We start from the raw sequence: 23631 nt of genomic DNA, 5'->3' as shown, positions 1-23631 counted from the left end.
TTGGGGCTTATAACGGCCGGCCCGCCCTTTCTCAAGGGCAGGTGATGTCGCGAGGATTCCCCAGAGGGAAACCCGGGGTCGCCCGGGGGGCCTTCCGAGGGGACGGGCGCTAGGTCGTACTCGGGGTGGTGGCAGGTGGGAGGGCCTTCTCCGGGGGGGCGGCCCGCCACAGGCGCTTCGCGGTGAAGAGCATGAACAGGCCCATGGTGCCGTTCAGGTAGAGCCAGACGATGTGGAGCTTCTCCTGGGTGGTCCACAGCCAGGCCATCAGCGCCAGGTTGAGGGCGAACACGAGCCCCACCACGGCGAGCGCGGAGATGATGCCCGCGCGCCGCTTGAAGATGAGCAGCACGATGGTGAGCGGGTTCAGGAAGGTGAACAGCTCGTTGACGTAGACGAACCCCATGGGCAGGGGGTTCACGGGATCATTGGCGAAGAAGCCGACCATCACCGCCTGCGCGATGTGGGCCAGGGATCCGACCGAGAAGCACACGAAGTACACGGCCAGGATGAGGCGGTTGGGCCAAGGCGAGCCCCCGCTGGATGTCGGTTGTGTTTCAACGGTCATGATTTGTCCTCCAGGGCCTCGCGCAACAGCGCGGCCACGTGTTGCACGTACGGCTCCTGCATGAGCTGGTGGTGTCCCCCAGCAACGTCCCTCACGTCCAGCCCCCCCCGCACCCACGGCGCCCAGCCCCGGTGGCGGGGCACGCCCGTCGTGGGGGTGGCCTCCGTGGCGGCGAGCAGCAGCGCCGGGCCCTCGTAGGGACCGGGCACGTAGCGGTCCATGGCGCGGAGGTTGGCCTGGTAGACGCGGAACAGGGCGCGCAGTTGCTCGCGGCCCGTGGCCTCCTCCAGGAGGCGGGCCTGGACGCCCAGGGTCAGGAGCATTCCCAGCATTGCTTCGTCGTCCAGGCGCGCCAGGGCCTCGTCGGACACGGGCAGCGTCAGTGAGAAGGCCTGGGCCACCGTCTGGGCGAAGGCGACGCGCACGCGGCCGTCGGGGTCCTCCGTCCGGGCCTCGTCGGAGGGTGCCTGCACCCCGGGCACGAAGGCGTCCACGAGCGCCAGCAGCCCCACGGCCTGCCCCTGCGCTCGCAGCTGCCGGGCCATCTCGTAGGCGATGACACCGCCGAGCGACCAGCCGGCGAGGAGGTAGGGGCCCTCGGGTTGTTCGGCGCGGATGGCGCCCAGGTACAGGGCGGCCATCTCCTCCACGGTCTCCACCACGGACTGGCCGGCCTGGAGGCCTCGCGCCTGGATGCCGATGACGGGTTGGCCCGGGCCCAGTCGCCGCGCCAGCTCCGGGTACGCGAGCACGTTGCCGCCACCGGGATGCACGAGGAACAGGGGCCGGCGACCCGCGTCACCCTGCTCCAGCGGGACGAGCGGCGACCACGCCCCCGCCTCGTCGCGCAGCAGCTTCGCCAGCGCTTCCACCGTGGGGTGTTGGAAGAGCGCGGCCAGGGGCACGTGTCGGCCCAGGCGTTCGCGCAACACGGCCACCATGCGCACCGCGAGCAGCGAGTGGCCTCCGAGCGCGAAGAAGCTGGTGCGCACGCCGACGGGCTGCACGCCGAGGACCTCTTCCCACACCGTCGCGAGCTGCGACTCCAGTTCGTCCCGGGGGGCGAGGAAGTCCTCGGCCTGGGTGGCGGAGACCTCCAGCGCGGGCAGCGCCTTGCGGTCCACCTTGCCGTTGGCGCTCAAGGGCAGCGCGTTCAGCACGCCCAGGGCCGACGGCACCATGTACTCGGGCAGCCGCTGTCGCAGTGAGGCTTCCACGGCCTTCGGATCCAGATCCTGTCCGGGCTTCGACACCACGTAGGCCACGAGCCGCTTGTCCCCGCCGACGTCTCGCACCACCACCGCGGCCTCCGCCACGCTGGCGTGCTCCAGGAGCGCGGCCTCGATTTCACCGGGCTCGATGCGGAAGCCCCGCACCTTCACCTGGAAGTCGGTGCGGCCCAGGAACTCCAGCGTGCCGTCCTCCTTCCAGCGGGCCTTGTCGCCCGTGCGGTACAGCCGTGCGCCCGGCTCCGTGCTGAAGCCATGCGGCACGAAGCGCTCCGCCGTGAGGTCCGGACGGTCGAGGTAGCCCCACGCGAGCCCCTCTCCGCCCACGTACAGCTCACCGGGCACGCCCACGCCCACCGCGTCGCCGTGCGGATCCAGCACGTACGCCGTGGAGTTCCCGAGGGGCCTGCCAATGGGCACCGCGGTCTCCACCGCGCTGTGCCTCGTCAGCGTGTGCGTCGTGGAGAACGTGGTGTTCTCCGTGGGGCCGTACCCATTCACCAGCACCGCGCCTTCGGGCAATCGCTTCAGGTGCTCGCGCACGCGCTGCGCGGGCAGCACGTCGCCCCCCGCCAGCACCTGCTCCACTCCCGCCAGCGCTTCGGCCTGATGCAGTGCCATCTGCTCGTACAGGGCCGCCGTCAGCCACAGCGCGCTGATGCGCTCCTTTGTCAGCAGCGCGCCCACTTCCTCCAGCGTCAGGGCATGCGGGGGTGCGAGCACGAGCTTCGCGCCGTGCAGCAGCGCGCCCCACACCTCCAGCGTCGCCGCGTCGAAGGCCACGGGCGCCAGTTGCAGCCAGACCTCCTCCGCGCTGAAGCGCATGAAGTCATTGCCCAACACCAGGCGCGTGATGCCCCGGTGCGGGATGCACACGCCCTTCGGGCGGCCCGTGCTGCCGGACGTGAACATCACGTAGGCCAGGTCATCTCCGTCCACTTCCACGCCGGTTGCTGTCTCCGGGTGGCGGCGGAGGTCATCCCACGCCGTGTCCACGCAGAGCGGGGTGCCCGCGCTCGCAGGCAGCTTCGCCAGGAGCGACTGCTGCGTCAGCGTCACCCCGACGCCCGCATCCTCCAGCAGCATGGCGATGCGCTCGGCCGGGTAGTTGCGGTCCACCGGGACGTACGCGCCGCCGGCCTTCAGGATGGCCAGCAGGCCCACCACCATGTCGAACGAGCGCTCCACATAGACACCCACCCGCGTGCCCCGCTTCACACCCAGGGTGCGCAGGTGGTGCGCGAGCTGGTTCGCCTTCGCGTCCAGCGCCGCGTACGTCAGCGTCCCCTCCCCTTCCGCGAGCTTCAGCGCCACCGCGTCGGGCGTCTTCCCTGCCTGGGCCTCGAACCGCGCGTGCACCGACGTGGTACGCGGGTACTGCACCGCCGTCCGGTTCCTGTCCTCGACGACCTGACGGCGCTCGGTGACATCCAGCATCGACAGCCGGCTCACCGGGGCTTCGGGGTGTTCCAGCACGGACTCCAGGAGCACGCGCAGGTGGTCCGCCATCCGGCGCACCGTCGCGGCTTCAAACAGGTCGGTGCTGTATTCCAGCACGCCGCTGAGCCCGTCCGGGGTCTCCACGAAGAAGACGCTCAGGTCGAACTTCGACGTGCCGCCTTCCAGCTCCACGGGCTTGAGCGTCAGGCCCGGCAGTTGCGCTTCGCCCACGGGCAGGTTCTGGAGCGCCAGCAGCGTCTGGAAGAGCGGCGTGTGGCCTCGGCTGCGCTCGGGCTGGAGCGCTTCCACCAGCTTTTCGAACGGCACGTCCTGGTGCTCCTGCGCCTCCAGGACCGTCTCCCGCACCTGCCCGAGCAACTGCTGAAACGACCGGGCTGCGTCCACCTGGGCACGCAGCACCAGCGTGTTGACGAAGAAGCCGATCAGTCCCTCCACTTCCCTGCGGGTGCGGCCCGCGATGGGGGAGCCGACGCTGATGTCGTCCTGCCCGGAGTACTTCGACAGCAACACCTGCCAGCCCGCGAGCAACACCATGTACAGCGAGGCCCCTTCACGCTGGGCCAGGCTCCGCAGCTTCCCGGCCAGCTCGCGCGGAAGGGTGAAGCCGAGCGTCGCGCCCGCATTGCCGCGCACCGCCGGACGCGGACGGTCCGTGGGCAATTCGAGCACCTGCGGCGCTCCGGAGAGCTTGCGCTTCCAGTAGTCCACTTCCCGCTGGAGCGTCGCCCCCTGCAACCAGCCGCGCTGCCATGCGGCGTAATCCGCGTACTGCACGGGCAGCTCCGGAAGCGGAGACGGCTGCCCCTGCACGAAGGCCGCGTAGAGCATCCCCACTTCCCGGACGAGCACGCTCAGCGACCACCCGTCCGACACGATGTGGTGCATCGTGACGACGAGGACGTGCTCCCGCGCGTCCAGCTTCAGCACCAGGGCCCGGAACAGCGGCCCGTGCTCCAGGTCGAAGGGCCGCAGCACCTCCTGCTCCACCCGCCTCCGAACCGTCCTCTCACGCGCCTCCGCGGACGTCGTGCTCAGATCCTCCGTGGTCAGCGAGAAGGCTCCAGCGGAGGAGATCCGCTGGACCGGTTCGGCATTCCCCACGGCGAACGTGGTGCGCAGGGCTTCGTGCCGGCGCACGACTTCGCCCAGGGCCTGCGCCAGCGCCGGGGTGTTCAGCTCGCCTTCCAGGCGCACCGCCACGGGCATGTTGTAGAGCGCCGTGCCCGGCTCCAGCTGGTCGATGAACCACAGTCGCTGCTGCGCGAACGACAGGGGCACCGACGCCGGACGACTCCGCGCCACCAGCGCCGGGCCCCCTGAGCGGCCCACCTGCGAGAGCCGCGACGCGAGCGCTTCCACCGTGGGCGCCTCGAACAGCAGGCGCAACGGCATCTCGTGGCCCAGCTGCGTGCGGATGCGTGACACCACCTGCGTCGCCAGCAGCGAGTGTCCACCGAGCGCGAAGAAGTTGTCCTTCACCCCCACGCGCTCCACTCGCAACACCTCCGCCCAGATGGCCGCGAGCTTCCCCTCCACCTCCGTGCGCGGCGCTTCGTACGTGCTGCCCGCCCGAGGCGCCTCCGGTTCTGGCAGGGTCTTGCGGTCCACCTTGCCGTTGGCGTTGAGCGGCAGCGCCTCCAGCACCACCAGCGCCGCGGGCACCATGTACTCGGGCATGCCCTGTCGCAGGCCGCTTCGCAGCGTGTCCACGTCCAGCGCGTGGCCCTCCTTCGCCACGACGTAGCCGACGAGCCGCTTGTCGCCCCCCTCTCCGCGCACGAGCACCACGGCCTCGCTCACGCCGGGCTGCTGCGCCAGCGCCGTCTCCACCTCGCCCAGCTCGATGCGGAAGCCCCGCAGCTTCACCTGGAAGTCCAGGCGGCCCAGGTACTCCAGCTCCCCGGAGGCCAGCCACCGCACGCGGTCTCCCGTGCGGTACAGCCGTCCGCCCGGCTGCGGCCCCAGGCCGTCTGGCACGAAGCGCTCCGCCGAAAGCTCGGGCCGCTCCAGGTACCCCCGCGCGAGACCCGCACCGCCGACGTACAGTTCCCCCGGCACACCGACCGGCACCGGTTGCAGTTCGGGGTCCAGCACGTAGGCCTGCATGTTGGCCAGCGGCCGGCCCAGCACCGGGCGCGCCGTGTCCATCGCGATGGCGCGCGCGGTGACGTCCACGGTGCACTCCGTGGGTCCGTACACGTTGAAGGCCTTGCTCCCCGGGAGCGCCGCGAGCCGCGTCCACAGCGCCTCGTCCACGGCCTCGCCGCCCACCAAGACGCGCATCGGCCGGCGCGTGCCCAGTCCTTCGTCCAGCAGTAAGCGCAGGTGCGCTGGCGTGGAGTCGAGGACGTCCACCTCCTGTTCCTCCAACCACGCCGCCGTGCGCGCGACGTCCTCACGCACGTCGGCCGGCACGACGCAGAGCGTGTGTCCGTCCGCCAGTTGCACCAACTGCTGGACCGAGGCGTCGAACGCCAGGGGCGCGTTGAAGCCCACCCGAACCGGCTCCGTGATGCCCGCGAGCGTCGTCACTTTGTGCGCGGCACGCAGGTTCATCATCGATGCGTGCTGCACCATCACGCCCTTGGGGCGCCCCGTGCTGCCCGAGGTGTAGATGACATACGCCAGATGCGTCGGGAGGCTCAGGCGGACCGGGTTGTCACGCGACTGCCGCTCCAGCGCCTCGCGCGCTCCCGCGTCGTCCAGGCACAGGGTCTCCAACCCCTCCGGGAGTGCCCCGGCGAGCTTGCGCTGCGTGAGCACCCAGCGCGCACCGCAGTCCTTCGCGAGCCAGCCCAGCCGCTCGGAGGGCCATGCCGGATCCAACGGCACGTAGGCACCGCCGGCCTTCATCACGCCGAGCGCCGCCACCACCAGGTCCACCGAGCGCTCCAGGAAGAGCGCCACGCGCACCTCGGGCCCCACGCCGCGCTGGCGCAGCCAGTGGGCAAGCTGGTTGGCGCGTGCGTTGAGCGCCTCGAAGTCCAGCCGCACCGTGCCGTCCAGGACCGCGAGCCGGCCGGGCGCGACCCGCGCTTGCGTCTCCACGCACTCGTGGAAGCAGCCCTCCCAGGGCACGAACACCCGCGTGTCGTTCCAGGTGGAGACCACCTGCGCGCGCTCTTCGGCGGACAGCAGCGGCAGCCGGGCGACGCGCTCGGTGGGATGGGCCACGAGGCCTTCGAGCAGCGTCGTCAGGTGGAGGGCCATCCGCTGCACGGTGCCCGCGTCGAACAACGCCGTGCTGTACTCCAGGACGCCTGTCATTCCTCGCGGCGTCTCCATGAGCGTCACGCTCAGGTCGAACTTCGCGATGGGGCTCTCCAGGTCCACCGGCTTGAGCGCCAGGCCCGGCAACCGCAGCTCTCCCATGGGGACGTTCTGGAGCGTCAGCATCGTCTGGAAGAGCGGCGTGTGGCTCAGGCTGCGTTCGGGCTGGAGCGCTTCCACCAGCTTCTCGAACGGCACCTCCTGGTGCTCGTACGCCTCCAGCACTGTCTCGCGCACCTGGGCGAGCAGGTCGCGGAAGGACGCGCGCCCGTCCACGTTCGTCCGCAACACCAGCGTGTTGACGAAGAAGCCGATGAGGCCCTCCAGCTCCGAGCGTGTGCGCCCCGCGATGGGCGCTCCCACGCTGAGGTCCGTCTGGCCGGAGTAGCGCGACAGCAACACCTGCCAGCCCGCGAGCAGCACGATGAAGAGGGACGCGCCCTCTCGATGGGCCAGGGACTTGAGCCCCTCCACCAGCGGCCGGGACAGGGGGAAGGCGTAGGTCGCGCCCGTGATGCTCTGCACGGACGGACGCGGACGGTCCGTGGGCAGCTCCAGCATGGGCGGCGCGCCCGCGAGCTTCTGCTTCCAATAGCCGACCTGTCGCGCCAGCGCGTCGCCCTGGAGCCAGCCGCGCTGCCACGCCGCGTAGCGCGCGTACTGCACCGGCAGCTCCGGCAGGGGCGAGGGACGCCCCGTGGAGAAGGCCGCGTACAGCGCGCCCATCTCACGCACCAGCACGCCCAGTGACCACCCGTCCGACACGATGTGGTGCATCGTGATGACGAGCACGTGCTCACGCTCGCCGAGCGTGAACAACCGCGCGCGGATCAACGGCCCGCGCACCAGGTCGAAGGGCCGCATCATCTCCTGCTCAATCTGTCGCCGGGCCTCGGCCTCTCGCTGGGATGCATCGACGTTCCGCAGGTCCACGCGCGCCAGTTCGAGCGTCAGGTCGGGATGAATGACCTGGATGGCCTGGCCGGACTGCTCCTCGAAGGTGGTGCGCAGGGAGTCATGACGGCGCACGACTTCGCGCAGGGCCTGCTCCAGTGCCGCGGAGTCCAGGTCGCCTTCGAGGCGCACCGCGACGGGCATGTTGTAGAGCGCCGTGCCCGGCTCCAATTGGTCGATGAACCACAGCCGCTGCTGTGCGAAGGACAGGGGCAGCCCCGTGTCTTCCGGGATGTGGCGCGGGGCTGGAGTGCGCGAGCCGCTGGCCTTCTCCACGCGCTGGGCAAGGGCTTGCAGCGTGGGCGCTTCGAAGAGTGCGCGCAGGGGCAGTTCGACTCCCACCTCCACTCGGATCCGTGACACCACCTGCGTTGCCAGGAGTGAGTGACCGCCCAGCGCGAAGAAGTTGTCCCTCACGCCTACCTGGGGGACACGCAGCACTTCGGCCCAGATGGCCGCCAGCTGGGACTCCAGCTGCGTGCGCGGCGCTTCGTAGGTGCTGCCGGACTGCGGCGCCTCCGGCTCCGGCAGGGCCTTGCGGTCCACCTTTCCGTTGGCATTCAGCGGCAGTGCTTCCAGCACCACCACCGTCCCGGGCACCATGTACTCCGGCAACCGCTGGCGCAGGTTTGCCTTCAGCGGCTCCGCCTCCAGCGTCACTCCGGCCTTCGCCGCGACGTAGGCGACGAGGCGCTTCTCCGCGCCCTCCCCCCTCGCCACGACCACTGCATCCTTCACGGCGTCCTGCTGGCGCAGGGCGGACTCCACCTCTCCCAGCTCGATGCGGAAGCCTCGCACCTTCACCTGGAAGTCCACGCGCCCCAGGTACTCCAGCACGCCGTCCGCCCGGTACCGCACCCGGTCTCCCGTGCGGTACATGCGACTGCCCGCGGGGCCGTGCACTTCCGGCAGGAACTTCTCCGCCGTGAGGTCCGGCCGCAGCAGGTAGCCGCGCGCCTGGCCTTCACCCGCGAGGTACAGCTCGCCGGCTACGCCCACGGGTACCGGTTGCAGGTACGCATCCAGCACGTACGCACGCGTGTTCGCCAAGGGACGGCCGATGTTCGGCACTTCCTCACGCCCCACCAGTGACCACGTTGAGTAGGTGGTGTCCTCGGACGGGCCGTAGAGGTTGTACAGCTTGCGCACCGACGGCACGCCATACACCTGCTTCGCCAGCGTCTCTGGCAGCGCTTCGCCCGCGAGGTTCACCACGCGCACCGACGGGGGCACCGCTCCCAGTCGCACCAGCTGCGCCATCGCCGACGGCACCGTGTTGATCAGCGTCACCTCCGCTTCGAGCGGAGCCTCCGCCAGCTGCAGCGCGTTGCGCACCACCACCACGCTGCCGCCCCGGACCAGCGGCGCGAACAGCTCAAACACCGACAGGTCGAAGTTGAGGGACGTTGCCGCCAGCACGGCCTTCGTCTCTCCCTCTTCGAACGTCTCCTGCGCCCACGTCAGGAAGGCCACGGCGTTCCGGTGCGTCACCGCCACGCCCTTCGGGCGGCCCGTGCTTCCCGACGTGTAGATGAGGTACGCCACGTTCTCCGGCTGAACTCCCACGGACACCGGCGAAGTGGGCTCCTCAGCCAGGGCCTCGTCACGGTCCAGGCACACGGCCTGCGCGGTGAAGGCCGGCAGTGACTCCAGCAGGTGCGAATGCGCTACCAGGGCCGGGCCCTGCGCATCCTCCAGCAGCCAGCCCAGGCGCTCCCTCGGATAGCTGGGGTCCAGCGGCACATACGCGCCGCCGGCCTTGAGAATGCCCAGCGTCCCGACCACTACGTCCACCGTGCGCTCCACGCACAGGCCTACGCGCGACTCCGGCCCCACGCCCAGCTTGCGCAGCCGGTGCGCCAACTGGTTCGCCTTCGCCTCCACCTCCCGGTACGTCAGTCGCTGTTTGCCACTGACCACCGCGATGGCTTCAGGCGTCTTCCGGGCCTGTGCTTCGAAGAGCTGGGGAATCGTCGCGTCGCGCGGGTACTCCGCCTGCGTCTGGTTCCACGTCACCAGCACCTGCTGACGCTCTCCTTCCGTCAGCAGCGGCAACCGGCCTACCGCCTCGTCCGGCTTCGCCACCACGCCTTCCAGCAACACGCGCAGGTGCTCCACCATCCGCTGGATGGTGCCGGCCTCGAACAGCTCGGTGCTGTACTCCATCCCGCCGCTCAGACCCTGCGGTGTCTCCGTGAAGAAGACGCTCACGTCAAACTTCGATGTCCCCGCGCTCAGCTCCACGGGCTTCAACACCAGCCCCGCGAGCCTCGCCTCCTCCATGGGCATGTTCTGCACCGCGAGCATCGTCTGGAAGAGCGGCGTGTGGCTCAGGCTTCGCTCGGGCTGCAATGCCTCCACCAGCTTCTCGAACGGCACCTCCTGGTGCTCGTACGCCCCCAGCACCGTCTCCCGCACCTGCCCGAGCAACTTCCGGAACGACCGGGCGCCATCCACCTGCGCACGCAGCACCAGCGTGTTGACGAAGAAGCCGATGAGGCCTTCCAGCTCCGAGCGTGTGCGCCCCGCGATGGGCGACCCCACGCTGAGGTCCTCCTGCCCGGAGTAGCGCGCCAGCAAGGCCTGCCAACCCGCCAGCAGCACCATGAAGAGCGACGCGCCCTCTTGCTGCGCCAGGTCCTTCAATCCCTGCGACAGCTCCGGCGAAAGGAGGAAGCCACGCGTCGCGCCCGCATTGCCTCGCATCGCTGGACGAGGACGGTCCGTGGGCAACTCCAGCACCGGCGGGGCTCCCACGAGCTGCCGCTTCCAGTAGTCCACCTCCCGCTGCAACGCCTCACCGCGCAGCCAGTCGCGCTGCCAGACCGCGTAGTCCGCGTACTGCACCGGCAGCTCCGGCAGGGTCCACGGCTGTCCTCGCGTCAGCGCGTCGTACAGCGCGACGACTTCGCGGATCAGCACGCTCACCGACCAACCGTCGGACACCGCGTGGTGCATCGTGACGACGAGCACGTGCTCGCGCGCGTCCAGGCGCAACAGCAGGGCCCTCAGCAGCGGCCCCTGCTTCAGGTCGAACGGCCAGGCCAGCTCCAACGCCACCCGGCGTCGGGCTTCCGTCTCGCGTGCCGCGCCGAAGGAGACGAGGTCCACGGACGTCAACGGCGCATCCACCACGTCATGGATGCGCTGGACGGGCTGACCGCCCTCCTCGGAGAAGGTGGTGCGCAGGGCTTCGTGTCGGCGCACGACCTCGTGCAGCGCACGCTCCAACGCCCCCGCGTCCAGGTCGCCCTCCAACCGGACCGCCACCGGCACGTTGTAGAGCGGGCTTCCCGGCTCCAGCTGATCGATGAGCCACAGCCGCTGCTGCGCGAACGACAGCGGCACCGATAGCGGCGCCGACACCAGGCGACTGCGCGCGACCAGCGCTGGGACACCCGAACGGCCCGCCTCCGAGAGCCGCAGCGCGAGCGCTTCCACCGTCGGCGCCTCGAACAGCAGCCGCAGCGGCATCTCGTGGCCCAGCTGCGTGCGGATGCGTGACACCACCTGCGTCGCCAGCAGCGAGTGTCCACCGAGCGCGAAGAAGTTGTCCTTCACCCCCACGCGCTCCACTCGCAACACCTCCGCCCAGATGGCCGCGAGCTTCCCCTCCACCTCCGTGCGCGGTGCCTCGTAGGTGCTGCCCGCCCGAGGCGCCTCCGGTTCTGGCAGGGCCTTGCGGTCCACCTTGCCGTTGGCGTTGAGCGGCAGCGCCTCCAGCACCACCAGCGCCGCGGGCACCATGTACTCGGGCATGCCCTGTCGCAGGCCGCTTCGCAGCGTGTCCGCCTCCAGCGCGTGGCCCTCCTTCGCCACGACGTAGCCGACGAGCCGCTTGTCAGCGCCGTCTCCTCGCACGAGCACCACGGCCTCGCTCACGCCGGGCTGTTGCGACAGCGCCGTCTCCACCTCGCCCAGTTCGATGCGGAAGCCCCGCAGCTTCACCTGGAAGTCCAGGCGGCCCAGGTACTCCAGCTCCCCGGAGGCCAGCCACCGCACGCGGTCTCCCGTGCGGTACAGCCGTCCACCCGGCTGCGAACCCAGGCTGTCTGGCACGAAGCGCTCCGCCGACAGCTCGGGCCGCTCCAGGTACCCCCGCGCGAGCCCTTCGCCACCGAGGTACAGCTCCCCCGGCACACCGACCGGCACCGGTTGCAGTTCGGGGTCCAGCACGTAGGCCTGTATGTTTGCCAGCGGCCGGCCCAGCACCGGGCGCGCCGTGTCCATCGCGATGGCGCGCGCCGTGACGTCCACGGTGCACTCCGTGGGTCCGTACACGTTGAAGGCCTTGAGCCCCGGGAGCGCCGCGAGCCGCGCCCACAGCGCCTCGTCCACGGCCTCGCCGCCCACCAGGACGCGCATCGGCCGGCGCGTGCCCAGTCCTTCGTCCAGCAGCAGGCGCAGGTGCGCTGGCGTGCAGTCGAGGACGTCCACCTCCTGTTCCTCCAACCACGCCGCCGTGCGCGCGACGTCCTCACGCACGTCGGCCGGCACGATGCAGAGCGCGTGTCCGTCCGCCAGCTGCACCAACTGCTGGACCGAGGCGTCGAACGCCAGGGGCGCGTTGAAGCTCACCCGGACCGGCTCCGCGATGCCCGCGAACACCCTGATCCGGAGCGCGGCGCGCAGGTTCATCATCGACGCGTGCTGCACCATCACGCCCTTGGGGCGCCCCGTGCTGCCCGACGTGTAGATGACATACGCCAGATGCGTCGGGAGGCTCAGGCGGACCGGGTTGTCACGCGACTGCCGCTCCAGCGCCTCGCGCGCTGCCACGTCATCCAGGCACAGGGTCTCCAGCCCCTCCGGGAGTGCCCTGGCGAGCTTGCGCTGCGTGAGCACCCAGCGCGCACCGCAGTCCTTCGCGAGCCACCCCAGCCGCTCGGAGGGCCATGCCGGATCCAACGGCACGTAGGCACCGCCGGCCTTCATCACGCCGAGTGCCGCCACCACCAGGTCCACCGAACGCTCCAGGAAGAGCGCCACGCGCACCTCGGGCCCCACGCCGCGCTCGCGCAACCAGTGGGCAAGCTGGTTGGCGCGTGCGTTGAGCGCCTCGAAGTCCAGCCGCACCGTGCCGTCCAGGACGGCGAGCCGGCCGGGCGCGACCCGCGCTTGCGTCTCCACGCACTCGTGGAAGCACCCGTCCCAGGGCACGGACACCCGCGTGTCGTTCCAGGTGGAGACCACCTGCGCGCGCTCTTCGGCGGACAGCAGCGGCAGTCGGGCGACGCGCTCGGTGGGATGGGCCACGAGGCCTTCGAGCAGCGTCGTCAGGTGGAGGGCCATCCGCTGCACGGTGCCCGCGTCGAACAGCGCGGTGCTGTACTCCAGGACGCCTGTCATTCCTCGCGGCGTCTCCATGAGCGTCACGCTCAGGTCGAACTTCGCGATGGGGCTCTCCAGGTCCACCGGCTTGAGTGCCAGGCCCGGCAGCCGCAGCTCTCCCATGGGGACGTTCTGGAGCGTCAGCATCGTCTGGAAGAGCGGCGTATGGCTCAGGCTGCGTTCGGGCTGGAGCGCTTCCACCAGCTTCTCGAACGGCACCTCCTGGTGCTCGTACGCCTCCAGCACCGTCTCCCGCACCTGCCCGAGCAGCTTCCGGAACGGCAGGGCGCCGTCCACCTGGGCACGCAGCACCAGCGTGTTGACGAAGAAGCCGATGAGGCCTTCCAGCTCCGAGCGCGTCCGGCCCGCAATGGGCGAACCCACGCTGACGTCATCCTGTCCCGAGTAGCGCGCCATCAAGGTCTGCCAGCCCGCAAGCAGCACCATGTACAGCGACGCGCCCTCGCGATGGGCCAGGGACTTGAGCCCCTCCACCAGCGGCCGGGACAGGGGGAAGGCGTGGGTCGCACCCGTGATGCTGCGCTCGGACGGGCGCGGACGGTCCGTGGGCAGCTCCAGCATGGGCGGCGCGCCCGCGAGCTTCTGCTTCCAATAGCCAACCTGTCGCGCCAGCGCGTCACCCTGGAGCCAGCTGCGCTGCCACGCCGCGTAGCGCGCGTACTGCACCGGCAGCTCCGGCAGGGGCGAGGGACGCCCCGTGGAGAAGGCCGCGTACAGCGCGCCCATCTCGCGCACCAGCACGCTCAGCGACCACCCGTCCGACACGATGTGGTGCATCGTGATGACGAGCACGTGCTCTCGCTCGCCGAGCGTGAACAACCGCGCGCGGATCAGCGGCCCGCGCACCAGGTCGAAGGGCCGCATCATCTCCTGATCGATGCATCGGCGGGCCTCGGCCTCTCGCTGGGATGCGTCGGCGTTCCGCAGGTCCACGCGCGCCAGTTCGAGCGTCAGGTCGGGATGGATGACCTGGATGGCCTGGCCGGACTGCTCCTCGAAAGTGGTGCGCAGGGAGTCATGACGGCGCACGACCTCGCGCAGGGCTTGCTCCAGTGCCGCGGAGTCCAGGTCGCCTTCGAGGCGCACCGCGACGGGCATGTTGTAGAGCGCCGTGCCCGGCTCCAACTGGTCGATGAACCACAGTCGCTGCTGCGCGAAGGACAGGGGCAGCCCCGTGTCTTCCGGGATGTGGCGCGGGGCCGGAGTGCGCGAGCCGCTGGCCTTCTCCACGCGCTGGGCAAGGGCTTGCAGCGTGGGCGCTTCGAAGAGTGCGCGCAGGGGCAGTTCGACCCCCACCTCCACTCGGATCCGTGACACCACCTGCGTTGCCAGGAGTGAGTGACCGCCCAGCGCGAAGAAGTTGTCCTTCACGCCTACCTGGGGGATTCGCAGCACTTCGGCCCAGATGGCCGCCAGCTGGGATTCCAGCGCGGTGCGCGGCGCTTCGTAGGCACTGCCAGCCTGGGGGGCCTCCGGCTCCGGCAGGGCCTTGCGGTCCACCTTTCCGTTGGCATTCAGCGGCAGTGCTTCCAGCACCACCACCGTCCCGGGCACCATGTATTCCGGCAACCGCTGGCGCAGGGTTGCCTTCAGGGCCTCCGCTTCCAGCGTGGCGTCTGCCTTCGCCGCGACGTAGGCGACGAGGCGCTTCTCCGCGCCCTCCCCCTTCGCCACGACCACTGCGTCCTTCACGGCGTCCTGCTGGCGCAGGGCGGACTCCACCTCTCCCAGCTCGATGCGGAAGCCTCGCACCTTCACCTGGAAGTCCACGCGCCCCAGGTACTCCAGCACGCCGTCCGCCCGGTACCGCACCCGGTCTCCCGTGCGGTACATCCGGCTGCCCGAGGGGCCATGGAGTTCCGGCAGGAACTTCTCCGCTGTGAGCTCTGGCCGCAGCAGGTAGCCGCGCGCCTGGCCTTCACCCGCGAGGTACAGCTCTCCCGCCACACCCACCGGTACGGGTTGCAGGTACGCGTCCAGCACGTACGCGCGTGTATTGGTAAGCGGCCGGCCGATGTTCGGCACTTCCTCGCGTCCCACCAGCGACCACGTTGAGTAGGTGGTGTCCTCGGACGGACCGTAGAGGTTGAAGAGCTTGCGCACCGTGGAGACACCGTAGACCTGCTTCGCCAGCGTCTCCGGCAGCGCTTCGCCTGCGAGGTTCACCACGCGCACCGACGGGGGCACCGCACCCAGTCGCACCAGCTGCGCCATCGCCGACGGCACCGTGTTGATCAGCGTGACTTCGGCTTCCACCTTCTCTTCGGCGAGGTGCAGTGCGTTGCGCACCACCACCACACTGCCGCCCCGTACCAACGGCGCGAACAGCTCGAACACCGACAGGTCGAAGTTGAGGGACGTCGCCGCCAGCACGGCCTTCGTCTCCTCCTCCTCGAACGTCTCCTGCGCCCACGCCAGGAAGGCCACGGCGTTCCGGTGCGTCACCGCCACGCCCTTCGGGCGGCCCGTGCTGCCCGAGGTGTAGATGAGGTACGCCACATTCTCCGGCTGCACCTGGGTGTCCAGCGGCCTGTCTGACTCCGTTGCCAACGTTGCGTCTGTGTCCAGGCACACGGCCTGCGCGGTGAAGGCCGGCAGTGACTCCAGCAGGTGCGAATGCGCTACCAGGGCCGGGCCCTGCGCATCCTCCAGCAGCCATCCCAGGCGCTCCTTCGGATAGCTGGGGTCCAGCGGCACGTACGCGCCGCCGGCCTTGAGAATGCCCAGCGTCCCCACCACCACGTCCGCCGTGCGCTCCACGCACAGGCCCACGCGCGACTCCGGCCCCACGCCCAGCTTGCGCAGCCGGTGCGCCAACTGGTTCGCCTTCGCCTCCACTTCCCGATACGTCAGCCTTTGCTTTCCGCTGATGACCGCTACTGCGTCGGGCGTCTTCCGGGCCTGTGCTTCGAAGAGCTGGGGAATCGTCGCGTCGCGCGGGTACTCCGCCTGCGTCTGGTTCCACGTCACCAGCACCTGCTGACGCTCTCCTTCCGTCAGCAGCGGCAACCGGCCTACCGCCTCGTCCGGCTTCGCCACCACGCCTTCCAGCAACACGCGCAGGTGCTCCACCAAGCGGCGGATTGTCCCGGCCTCGAACAGCTCGGTGCTGTATTCCACCGCGCCGCTCAGGCCTTGCGGTGTCTCCGTGAAGAAGATGCTCACGTCGAACTTCGACGTACGGCCTTCCATCTCCAGCGGCTTGAGCACCAGCCCCGGGAGCCTCGCCTCCTCCATGGGCATGTTCTGCACCGCGAGCATCGTCTGGAAGAGCGGCGTGTGGCTCAGGCTTCGCTCGGGCTGCAATGCCTCCACCAGCTTCTCGAACGGCACCTCCTGGTGCTCGTACGCCCCCAGCACCGTCTCCCGCACCTGCCCGAGCAACTTCCGGAACGACCGGGCGCCATCCACCTGCGCACGCAGCACCAGCGTGTTGACGAAGAAGCCGATCAGCCCCTCCACCTCCGAACGCGTGCGTCCGGCGATGGGCGAACCCACGCTCACGTCCGTCTGCCCCGAGTACCGCGCCATCAAGGTCTGCCAGCCCGCAAGCAGCACCATGTACAGCGAGGCGCCCTCGCGCTGGCCCAGGCCGCGCAATCCCTGCTCAAGCGCATGCGGCCATTGGAAACGGTAGGTACCACCGGCATTGCCACGCACCGCCGGACGCGGACGGTCCGTGGGCAGCTCCAGCACGGGCGGCGCGCCCACGAGCCGCTGCTTCCAGTAGTCCACCTCGCGCTGCAACGTCTCGCCCTGCAACTCCTGCCGCTGCCACGTCGCGTAGTCCGCGTACTGCACCGGCAGCTCCGGCAGCGGGGACGGGCGCCCTTGCGTGAACGCCGCGTACAGCGCGCTCACCTCGCGCACGAGCACGCCCACCGACCAGCCGTCCGACACGATGTGGTGCATCGTGATGACGAGCACGTGCTCCTGCGCATCCAGCTTCCACAGCCGTGCTCGGACCAGCGGCCCTTGCTTCAGGTCGAACGGATTCTGCATCTCCTGCTCAAGCAGACGCCGTGCCGCCTCTCCCCTCTCGCCCTTCCCGAGCCCCTGGAGGTCCTTCACTTCCAGCGGCAGGGCCGTGCTCGGATGGATGATCTGGACGGCCTCCGCGTCCGTCTCGGCGAACGTGGTCCGCAGGGACTCGTGGCGACGGATGATTTCACGCAGCGCCTGCTCCAGCACCTCCTGGCGCAGCGTGCCCTCCAGCCGCACCGCCACCGGAACGTTGTAGAGCGAAGTGCCCGGCTCCAGCTGGTCGATGAACCACAACCGCTGCTGTGCGAACGACAGCGGACGCGGAGCGTCACCTTGCACCGGCCGCGGACCCTTCGAACTCACGCCCACGGCCTCTTCAAGCCGCTGGGCGAGCGCCTCCAGCGTCCGCGCCTCGAACAGCGCGCGCAACGGCAGCTCCACGCCCAGCTCCGAACGGAGGCGTGAGGCCACCTGCGTGGCCAGGAGTGAGTGGCCCCCCAGCGCGAAGAAGTCGTCCTTCACGCCCACACGGGGGACACGCAGCACTTCGGCCCAGATGGCCGAAAGGCGCTCCTCCATCTTCGTGCGAGGTGCTTCGTAGTGGACGCCCGACTGAGGCACGTCCAACGCGGGCAGGGCCTTGCGGTCCACCTTGCCGTTGGCACTCAGGGGCAGCGCGTCCAGGACACCGATGGCCGACGGGACCATGTACTCGGGCAGCCGCTGTCGCAGCGCTGCTTCCACGGCCTTCGGGTCCAGGTCCTGCCCCGGCTTCGCCACGAGCCAGGCCACGAGCCGCTTGTCTCCACCGACGTCCCGCACCACCACCGCGGCCTCCGCCACGCTGGCGTGCTCCAGGAGCGCGGCCTCGATTTCACCGGGCTCGATGCGGAAGCCACGCACCTTCACCTGGAAGTCGGTGCGGCCCAGGAACTCCAACGTGCCGTCCTCCTTCCATCGCGCCTTGTCGCCCGTGCGATACAGCCGCGCGCCCGGCTCCGTGCTGAAGCCATGCGGCACGAAGCGCTCCGCCGTGAGCTCGGGCCGGTTCAGGTAGCCCCAGGCGAGGCCCTCTCCGCCCACGTACAGCTCGCCGGGCACGCCCACGCCCACCGTGTCGCCATGCGCATCCAGCACGTACACGGTCGAGTTCCCGATGGGACGGCCAATGGGAACCGAAGCCTCCAGCGCCGAGCCCTGCCGCAGCGCATGGGTGGTGGAGAAGGTGGTGTTCTCCGTCGGGCCGTAGGCGGCCACCAGCGACATGCCGGGCTTCAACCGGGCCACGTGCTCGCGCATCCGCTGCACCGGCAGCACATCACCGCCCGAGAGCACCTGCCTCGTCAGTGCCAGGGCGTCAGCCTGATGCAAGGCCATCTGCTCGTACAACGCCGCCGTCAGCCAGAGCGCAGTGATGCCCTCCTGCTTCAGGAGGGCGCCCACCTCGTCCAGCGTCAGCGCGTGCGGCGGTGCCAGCACCAGCTTCGCGCCATGCAGCAGCGCGCCCCACACCTCCAACGTGGACGCGTCAAAGGCCACCGGCGCCAGCTGCGCCCAGACCTCGTCCGCGCCGAAGCGCATGAAGTCATTGCCCAACACCAGACGCGTGATGCCCCGGTGCGGGATGCACACGCCCTTCGGACGGCCCGTGCTGCCCGACGTGAACATCACGTAGGCCAGGTCGTCGCCGTTCACCTCCACGTCCGGCGCCGTCTCCGACTGGCGGGCCATCTCCTCCCACGCCGTGTCCATGCAGAGCGGTGCTCCTGCCCCCGCAGGCAGCTTCTCCAGGAGCGCCTGCTGCGTCAGCGTCACCTCGACGCCCGCGTCCTCCAGCAGCAGCGCGATGCGCTCGGCCGGATAGTTGCGGTCCACGGGCACGTACGCGCCGCCCGCCTTCAGAATCGCAAGCAGCCCCACCACCATCTCGAACGAGCGCTCCACGTACACGCCGACCCGCGTGCCCCGCGTCACGCCCAGGCCGCGCAGGTGGTGCGCGAGCTGGTTCGCCCGGCCGTCCAGCACCCCGTATGTCAGCGTCCGTCCATCCTGCGCCTGCTTGAGGGCCACCGCGTCCGGTGTCCTGCGCGCCTGCGCCGCGAAGAGCGCATGAACAGACTCGTCACGCGGGTACTCGGCGGCCGTCCGGTTCCAGGCCTTGAGGACCTGCTCGCGCTCCAGCACCTCCGACATCGGAAGGCGGGTCACCGACTCCTCGGGCCGCGACAGCGCGCCTTCCAACAGGACGCGCAGGTGCTCCACCATCCGGCGCACCGTCACGGCCTTGAACAGGTCCGTGCTGTACTCGAGCGTTCCCCGGAGCCCTTCGTCCTCTTCCACGAAGAAGAGGCTCAGATCGAACTTGGCGGTGCGGCTCTCCAGGACCACCGGCTTGAGCGTCAGGCCCGGCAACCGCAGGTCCCCTTGCGGCACGTTCTGCAGCGCCAGCAGTGTTTGAAACAGGGGCGAATGGCTCAGGCTCCGGTCGGGCTGGAGGGCTTCCACCAGCTTCTCGAAGGGCACGTCCTGGTGCTCGTAGGCTTCGAGCACCGTGCCTCGCACCTGCTTCAACAGTGCGCGGAAGGAGCGGTCCCCCTCCACGCGCGCGCGCAGCACCAGCGTGTTCACGAAGAAGCCGATGAGGCCTTCCAGCTCCGAGCGCGTCCGGCCCGCGATGGGCGAACCGACGCTGACGTCATCCTGTCCCGAGTAGCGCGACAGCAACACCTGCCAGCCCGCCAGCAGCACCATGTACAGCGAGGCGCCCTCGCGCTGGGCCAGCGCCTTCAGGCCTCGCGTCAGCGCGGGGGACCAGTGGAAGAAGTGCATCGCGCCTGACTGGCCCCGCACCGCGGGCCTCGGCCAGTCGGTGGGCTGCTCCAGGACCGGCGGCGCTCCCGCGAGTCGCTGCTTCCAGTAGTCCACTTCCCGCTCGAGCGTGTCGCCCTGAAGCCAGCCGCGCTGCCAGGCCGCGTAGTCGGGATACTGCACGGGCAGCTCCGGCAGCGTCGGTGTCTGTCCTTGCGCGAACGCGGCGTAGCTCGCGCCGACCTCGCGCACGAGCACGCCCAGGGACCAGCCGTCCGACACGATGTGGTGCATCGTGATCGCCAGCAGGTGGTCCCGTTCGTCCAGCCGGATCAACTGCGCGCGGACGAGAGGCCCCTGCGCCAGGTCGAAGGGCCGCAGTCCCTGCGTCATCACCTGCCGACGGGCTTCATCCTCCCGGAGCCCCGCGTCGAAGTCGCGCAGGTCCACCACCTCCAGGGACATCGCGGACGGCGGGTGTACGATCTGCTCGGGCGCTCCGTCGCGCACGTTGAACGTCGTGCGCAACGCCTCGTGGCGGCGCAGGACCTCGTCGAGCGCCGCCTGGAGCGCGGTCACCTCCAGCATGCCCTCCAGCCGCACCGCCAGCGGCACATGGTAGAGCGGGCTGCCCGGCTCCAGCTGGTCGATGAACCACAGCCGCTGCTGCGCGAAGGACAACGGCCGGGTGGGGTCTCCCTCCGTCGACCGCATCGCCGTCAGGCTCGGTCGGGACGCCTGTTCCAGACGCCGGGCCAGGGCCCCCACCGTGGGCGCTTCGAACAACGCGCGCAGCGGAAGCTCCGCGCCCAGCTCCGTGCGGACGCGGGACACGACCTGGGTCGCCAGCAGCGAGTGCCCGCCCAGCTCGAAGAAGCTGTCGTGCACGCCCACGCGCGGCACCCGCAGCACCTCCGCCCAGATGGCGGCCAGCTTCGCCTCCACCTCCGTGCGCGGCGCCTCGTACTCCTGCTCCGAGCGAGGGGCCTCCGGCTGAGGCAGGACCTTGCGATCCACCTTGCCGTTGGCGCTCACCGGCAGCGCGTCCAGCACCATGAAGACGGCGGGCACCATGTACTCCGGCAGCCGCTGACGCAGGTGGGCCTTCAACTCCATCGCATCCAGCGGCGCGCCCGCCTTCGGGACCACGTACCCCACCAGTTGCTTGTCCGCGCCCACCACGCGCACCACCACCACCGCCTCCGCCACGCTGGCGTGCAGGGTGAGCGCCGCTTCCACTTCGCCCAACTCGATGCGGAAGCCGCGCACCTTCACCTGGAAGTCGGTGCGGCCCAGGAACTCCAGCGTGCCGTCCTCCTTCCATCGCGCCTTGTCGCCCGTGCGGTACAGCCGCGCGCCCGGCTCCGTGCTGAAGCCATGCGGCACGAAGCGCTCCGCCGTGAGCTCGGGCCGGTTCAGGTAGCCCCAGGCGATGCCTTCTCCGCCCACGTACAGCTCGCCCGGGATGCCGATGCCCGTCAGGGCCCCGTGTGCATCCAGCACGTACGCCGTCGAATTCCCGATGGGACGGCCAATGGGAACCGAAGCCTCCAACTCCGAGCCCTGCCGCAGCGCATGGGTGGTGGAGAACGTGGTGTTCTCCGTCGGGCCGTAGGCGGCCACCAGCGACATGTCAGGCTTCAACCGAGCCACGTGCTCGCGCATGCGCTGCACCGGCATCACATCGCCGCCCGAGAGCACCTGCCTTGGCAGCGCCAGGGCTTCGGCCTGATGCAGCGCCATCTGCTCGTACAGGGCCACCGTGAGCCACAGCGTGGTGATGCCCTCCTGCTTCAGCAGGGTTCCCACTTCCTCCAGCGTCGGCGCGTGCGGCGGCGCCAGCACCAGCTTCGCGCCGTGCAGCAGCGCGCCCCACACTTCCAACGTGGATGCGTCGAACGCCACCGGCGCCAGTTGCGACCAGACCTCGTCCGCGCCGAAGCGCATGAAGTCATTGCCCAACACCAGACGCGTGATGCCCCGGTGCGGGATGCACACGCCCTTCGGACGGCCCGTGCTGCCCGACGTGAACATCACGTAGGCCAGGTCGTCGCCGTTCACCTCCACGTCCGGCGCCGTCTCCGACTGGCGGGCCATCTCCTCCCACGCCGTGTCCATGCAGAGCGGTGTGCCCGCGCTCGCAGGCAGCTGGTCCAGGAGTGCCTGCTGCGTCAGCGTCACCTCGACGCCCGCGTCCTCCAGCAGCAGTGCGATGCGCTCCGCCGGATAGTTGCGGTCCACGGGCACGTACGCGCCACCCGCCTTCAGGATGGCCAGCAGCCCCACCACCATTTCGAACGAGCGCTCCACGTACACGCCGACCCGCGTGCCCCGCGTCACGCCCAGGCCGCGCAGGTGGTGCGCGAGCTGGTTCGCCCGGGCATCCAGCACCCCGTACGTCAGCGTCCGTCCATCCTGCGCCTGCTTGAGGGCCACCGCGTCCGGTGTCCTGCGCGCCTGCGCCGCGAAGAGCGCATGAACAGACACCTCTCGCGGGTACCCGGCCGTCGTCCGGTTCCACTCCACCACGAGTTGCTGGCGCTCACCGTCGCCCATCAAGGGCAGACGCGACACGGGGAGCGCCGGATGCGCCGCCACGCCCTCCAGCAGCACGCGCAGGTGCTCCGCCATCCGCGCCAGGGTGGCAGCGTGGAAGAGGTCGGTGTCGTATTCCAGGTAGCCACGCAGCCCCTGCTCCGTCTCCGCCAGCTGCAGGAGCAGGTCGAACTTCGACGTGCGGGTGTCCACCTCCATCGCGTGCAGCTTCATGCCCTGCACGGCCACGGGGCCGCGAGGCGCGTTCTGCAACACGAACATCACCTGGAAGAAGGGGCTGCGCCCCAGGCCGCGGTCCGGCTGGAGCGCCTCCACCAGTCGCTCGAAGGGCAGGTCCTGGTTGTCCGTCGCCCCCACCAGCGTCTCGCGCACCTGGCGAAGGAGCCCCTGGAACGAAGGGTCCGCCTGGAACCGCGTGCGCAGCACCAGCGTGTTGACGAACATGCCGATGAGGCCTTCCAGCTCCGAGCGGGTGCGGCCCGCCATGGGAGACCCCACGCTCACGTCGTCCTGCCCGGAGTAGCGCGACAGCAGCGTCTGCCAGCCGGCCAGCAGCACCATGAACAGCGTGGCGCCTTCCTGCTGCCCCAGCGCCTTGAGCGCGTCCATCAGCCCGCGCGACCACTGGAGCTCATGCCGCGCGCCACGGAGGCTCCGCGCCGCGGGCCTCGGCTTGTCCGTCGTCAGCTCCAGCGCAGGGGGCGCCCCGTGCAGCTGCTCGCGCCAGTACCCGAGCTGCTTGTCCAGCAACGCACCCTGCAAGGTGTCCCGCTGCCAGGCCGCGAAGTCCGCGTACTGCACCGCCAGCTCCGGCAGCGGCGAGGGCTGTCCGCGCGCGAAGGCGTCGTACAGCACCGCCACCTCGCGCACCAACACGCCCAGCGACCACCCGTCCGAGACGATGTGGTGCATCGTCACCAGCAGCAGGTGCTCCAGGTCGCCCAGCCGCACCAGCAGCCCGCGCATCAACGGGCCCTTCGCGAGGTCGAACGGGCGCAGCGCCCCCGCCGCCACCCGGCGCCACGCCTCCGCCTCACGCGCTGACGCGTCCCCCTCCGTCACCTCCACCCGCTCCAGCTCCAGCACGGGCGTGTCCAGGAAGCGCTGCACCGGCCCGGTGTCACCGCCGTGGAAGGTGGTGCGCAGCGACTCGTGCCGCCGCACCACTTCCAGGAGCGAGCGCTCCAGCACCGCCACGTCGAGCGCGCCCTCCAGCCGCACCGCCACCGGGACGTTGTAGAGCGGGCTGCCCGGCTCCAGCTGGTCGATGAACCACAGCCGCTGCTGCGCGAACGACAGCGCCGCCGGCGCCGAGCGATCCCTCGCCATCAGCAGGCCGCGACCCGTGTTCCCCGTGGCCAGCTTCTGCGCGGCCAGCTTCTTCAGGAGCTCCGCGCGCTTTTCCGGAGACAGGTTCGCGATTCGCTTCGACAGGTCGCTGCTGCTCAT

At 70.1% G+C, this 23631-nt stretch carries 2 protein-coding genes; both read right to left on the bottom strand.

The genetic code is table 11. The features are described 5' to 3' along the window. Positions 1 to 109: 109 nt before the first annotated feature. The gene (locus D7X12_RS07310) at positions 110 to 568 is read right to left on the bottom strand and encodes a hypothetical protein (RefSeq protein WP_120624541.1); all 459 of its coding nucleotides are present in this window, start codon (positions 566 to 568) and stop codon (positions 110 to 112) included. Then, positions 565 to 23631: a non-ribosomal peptide synthetase gene (locus tag D7X12_RS07305; protein WP_120624540.1), complete on the bottom strand. Its 23067-nt coding sequence runs from the start codon at positions 23629 to 23631 to the stop codon at positions 565 to 567. The genes D7X12_RS07310 and D7X12_RS07305 overlap by 4 nt, the downstream gene beginning before the upstream one ends.

Source organism: Corallococcus sicarius (assembly GCF_003611735.1).
Lineage (GTDB): Bacteria > Myxococcota > Myxococcia > Myxococcales > Myxococcaceae > Corallococcus > Corallococcus sicarius.
The sequence above is the reverse complement of the archived record's forward strand: the minus strand, read 5'-3'. Positions and strand labels throughout refer to the sequence as shown.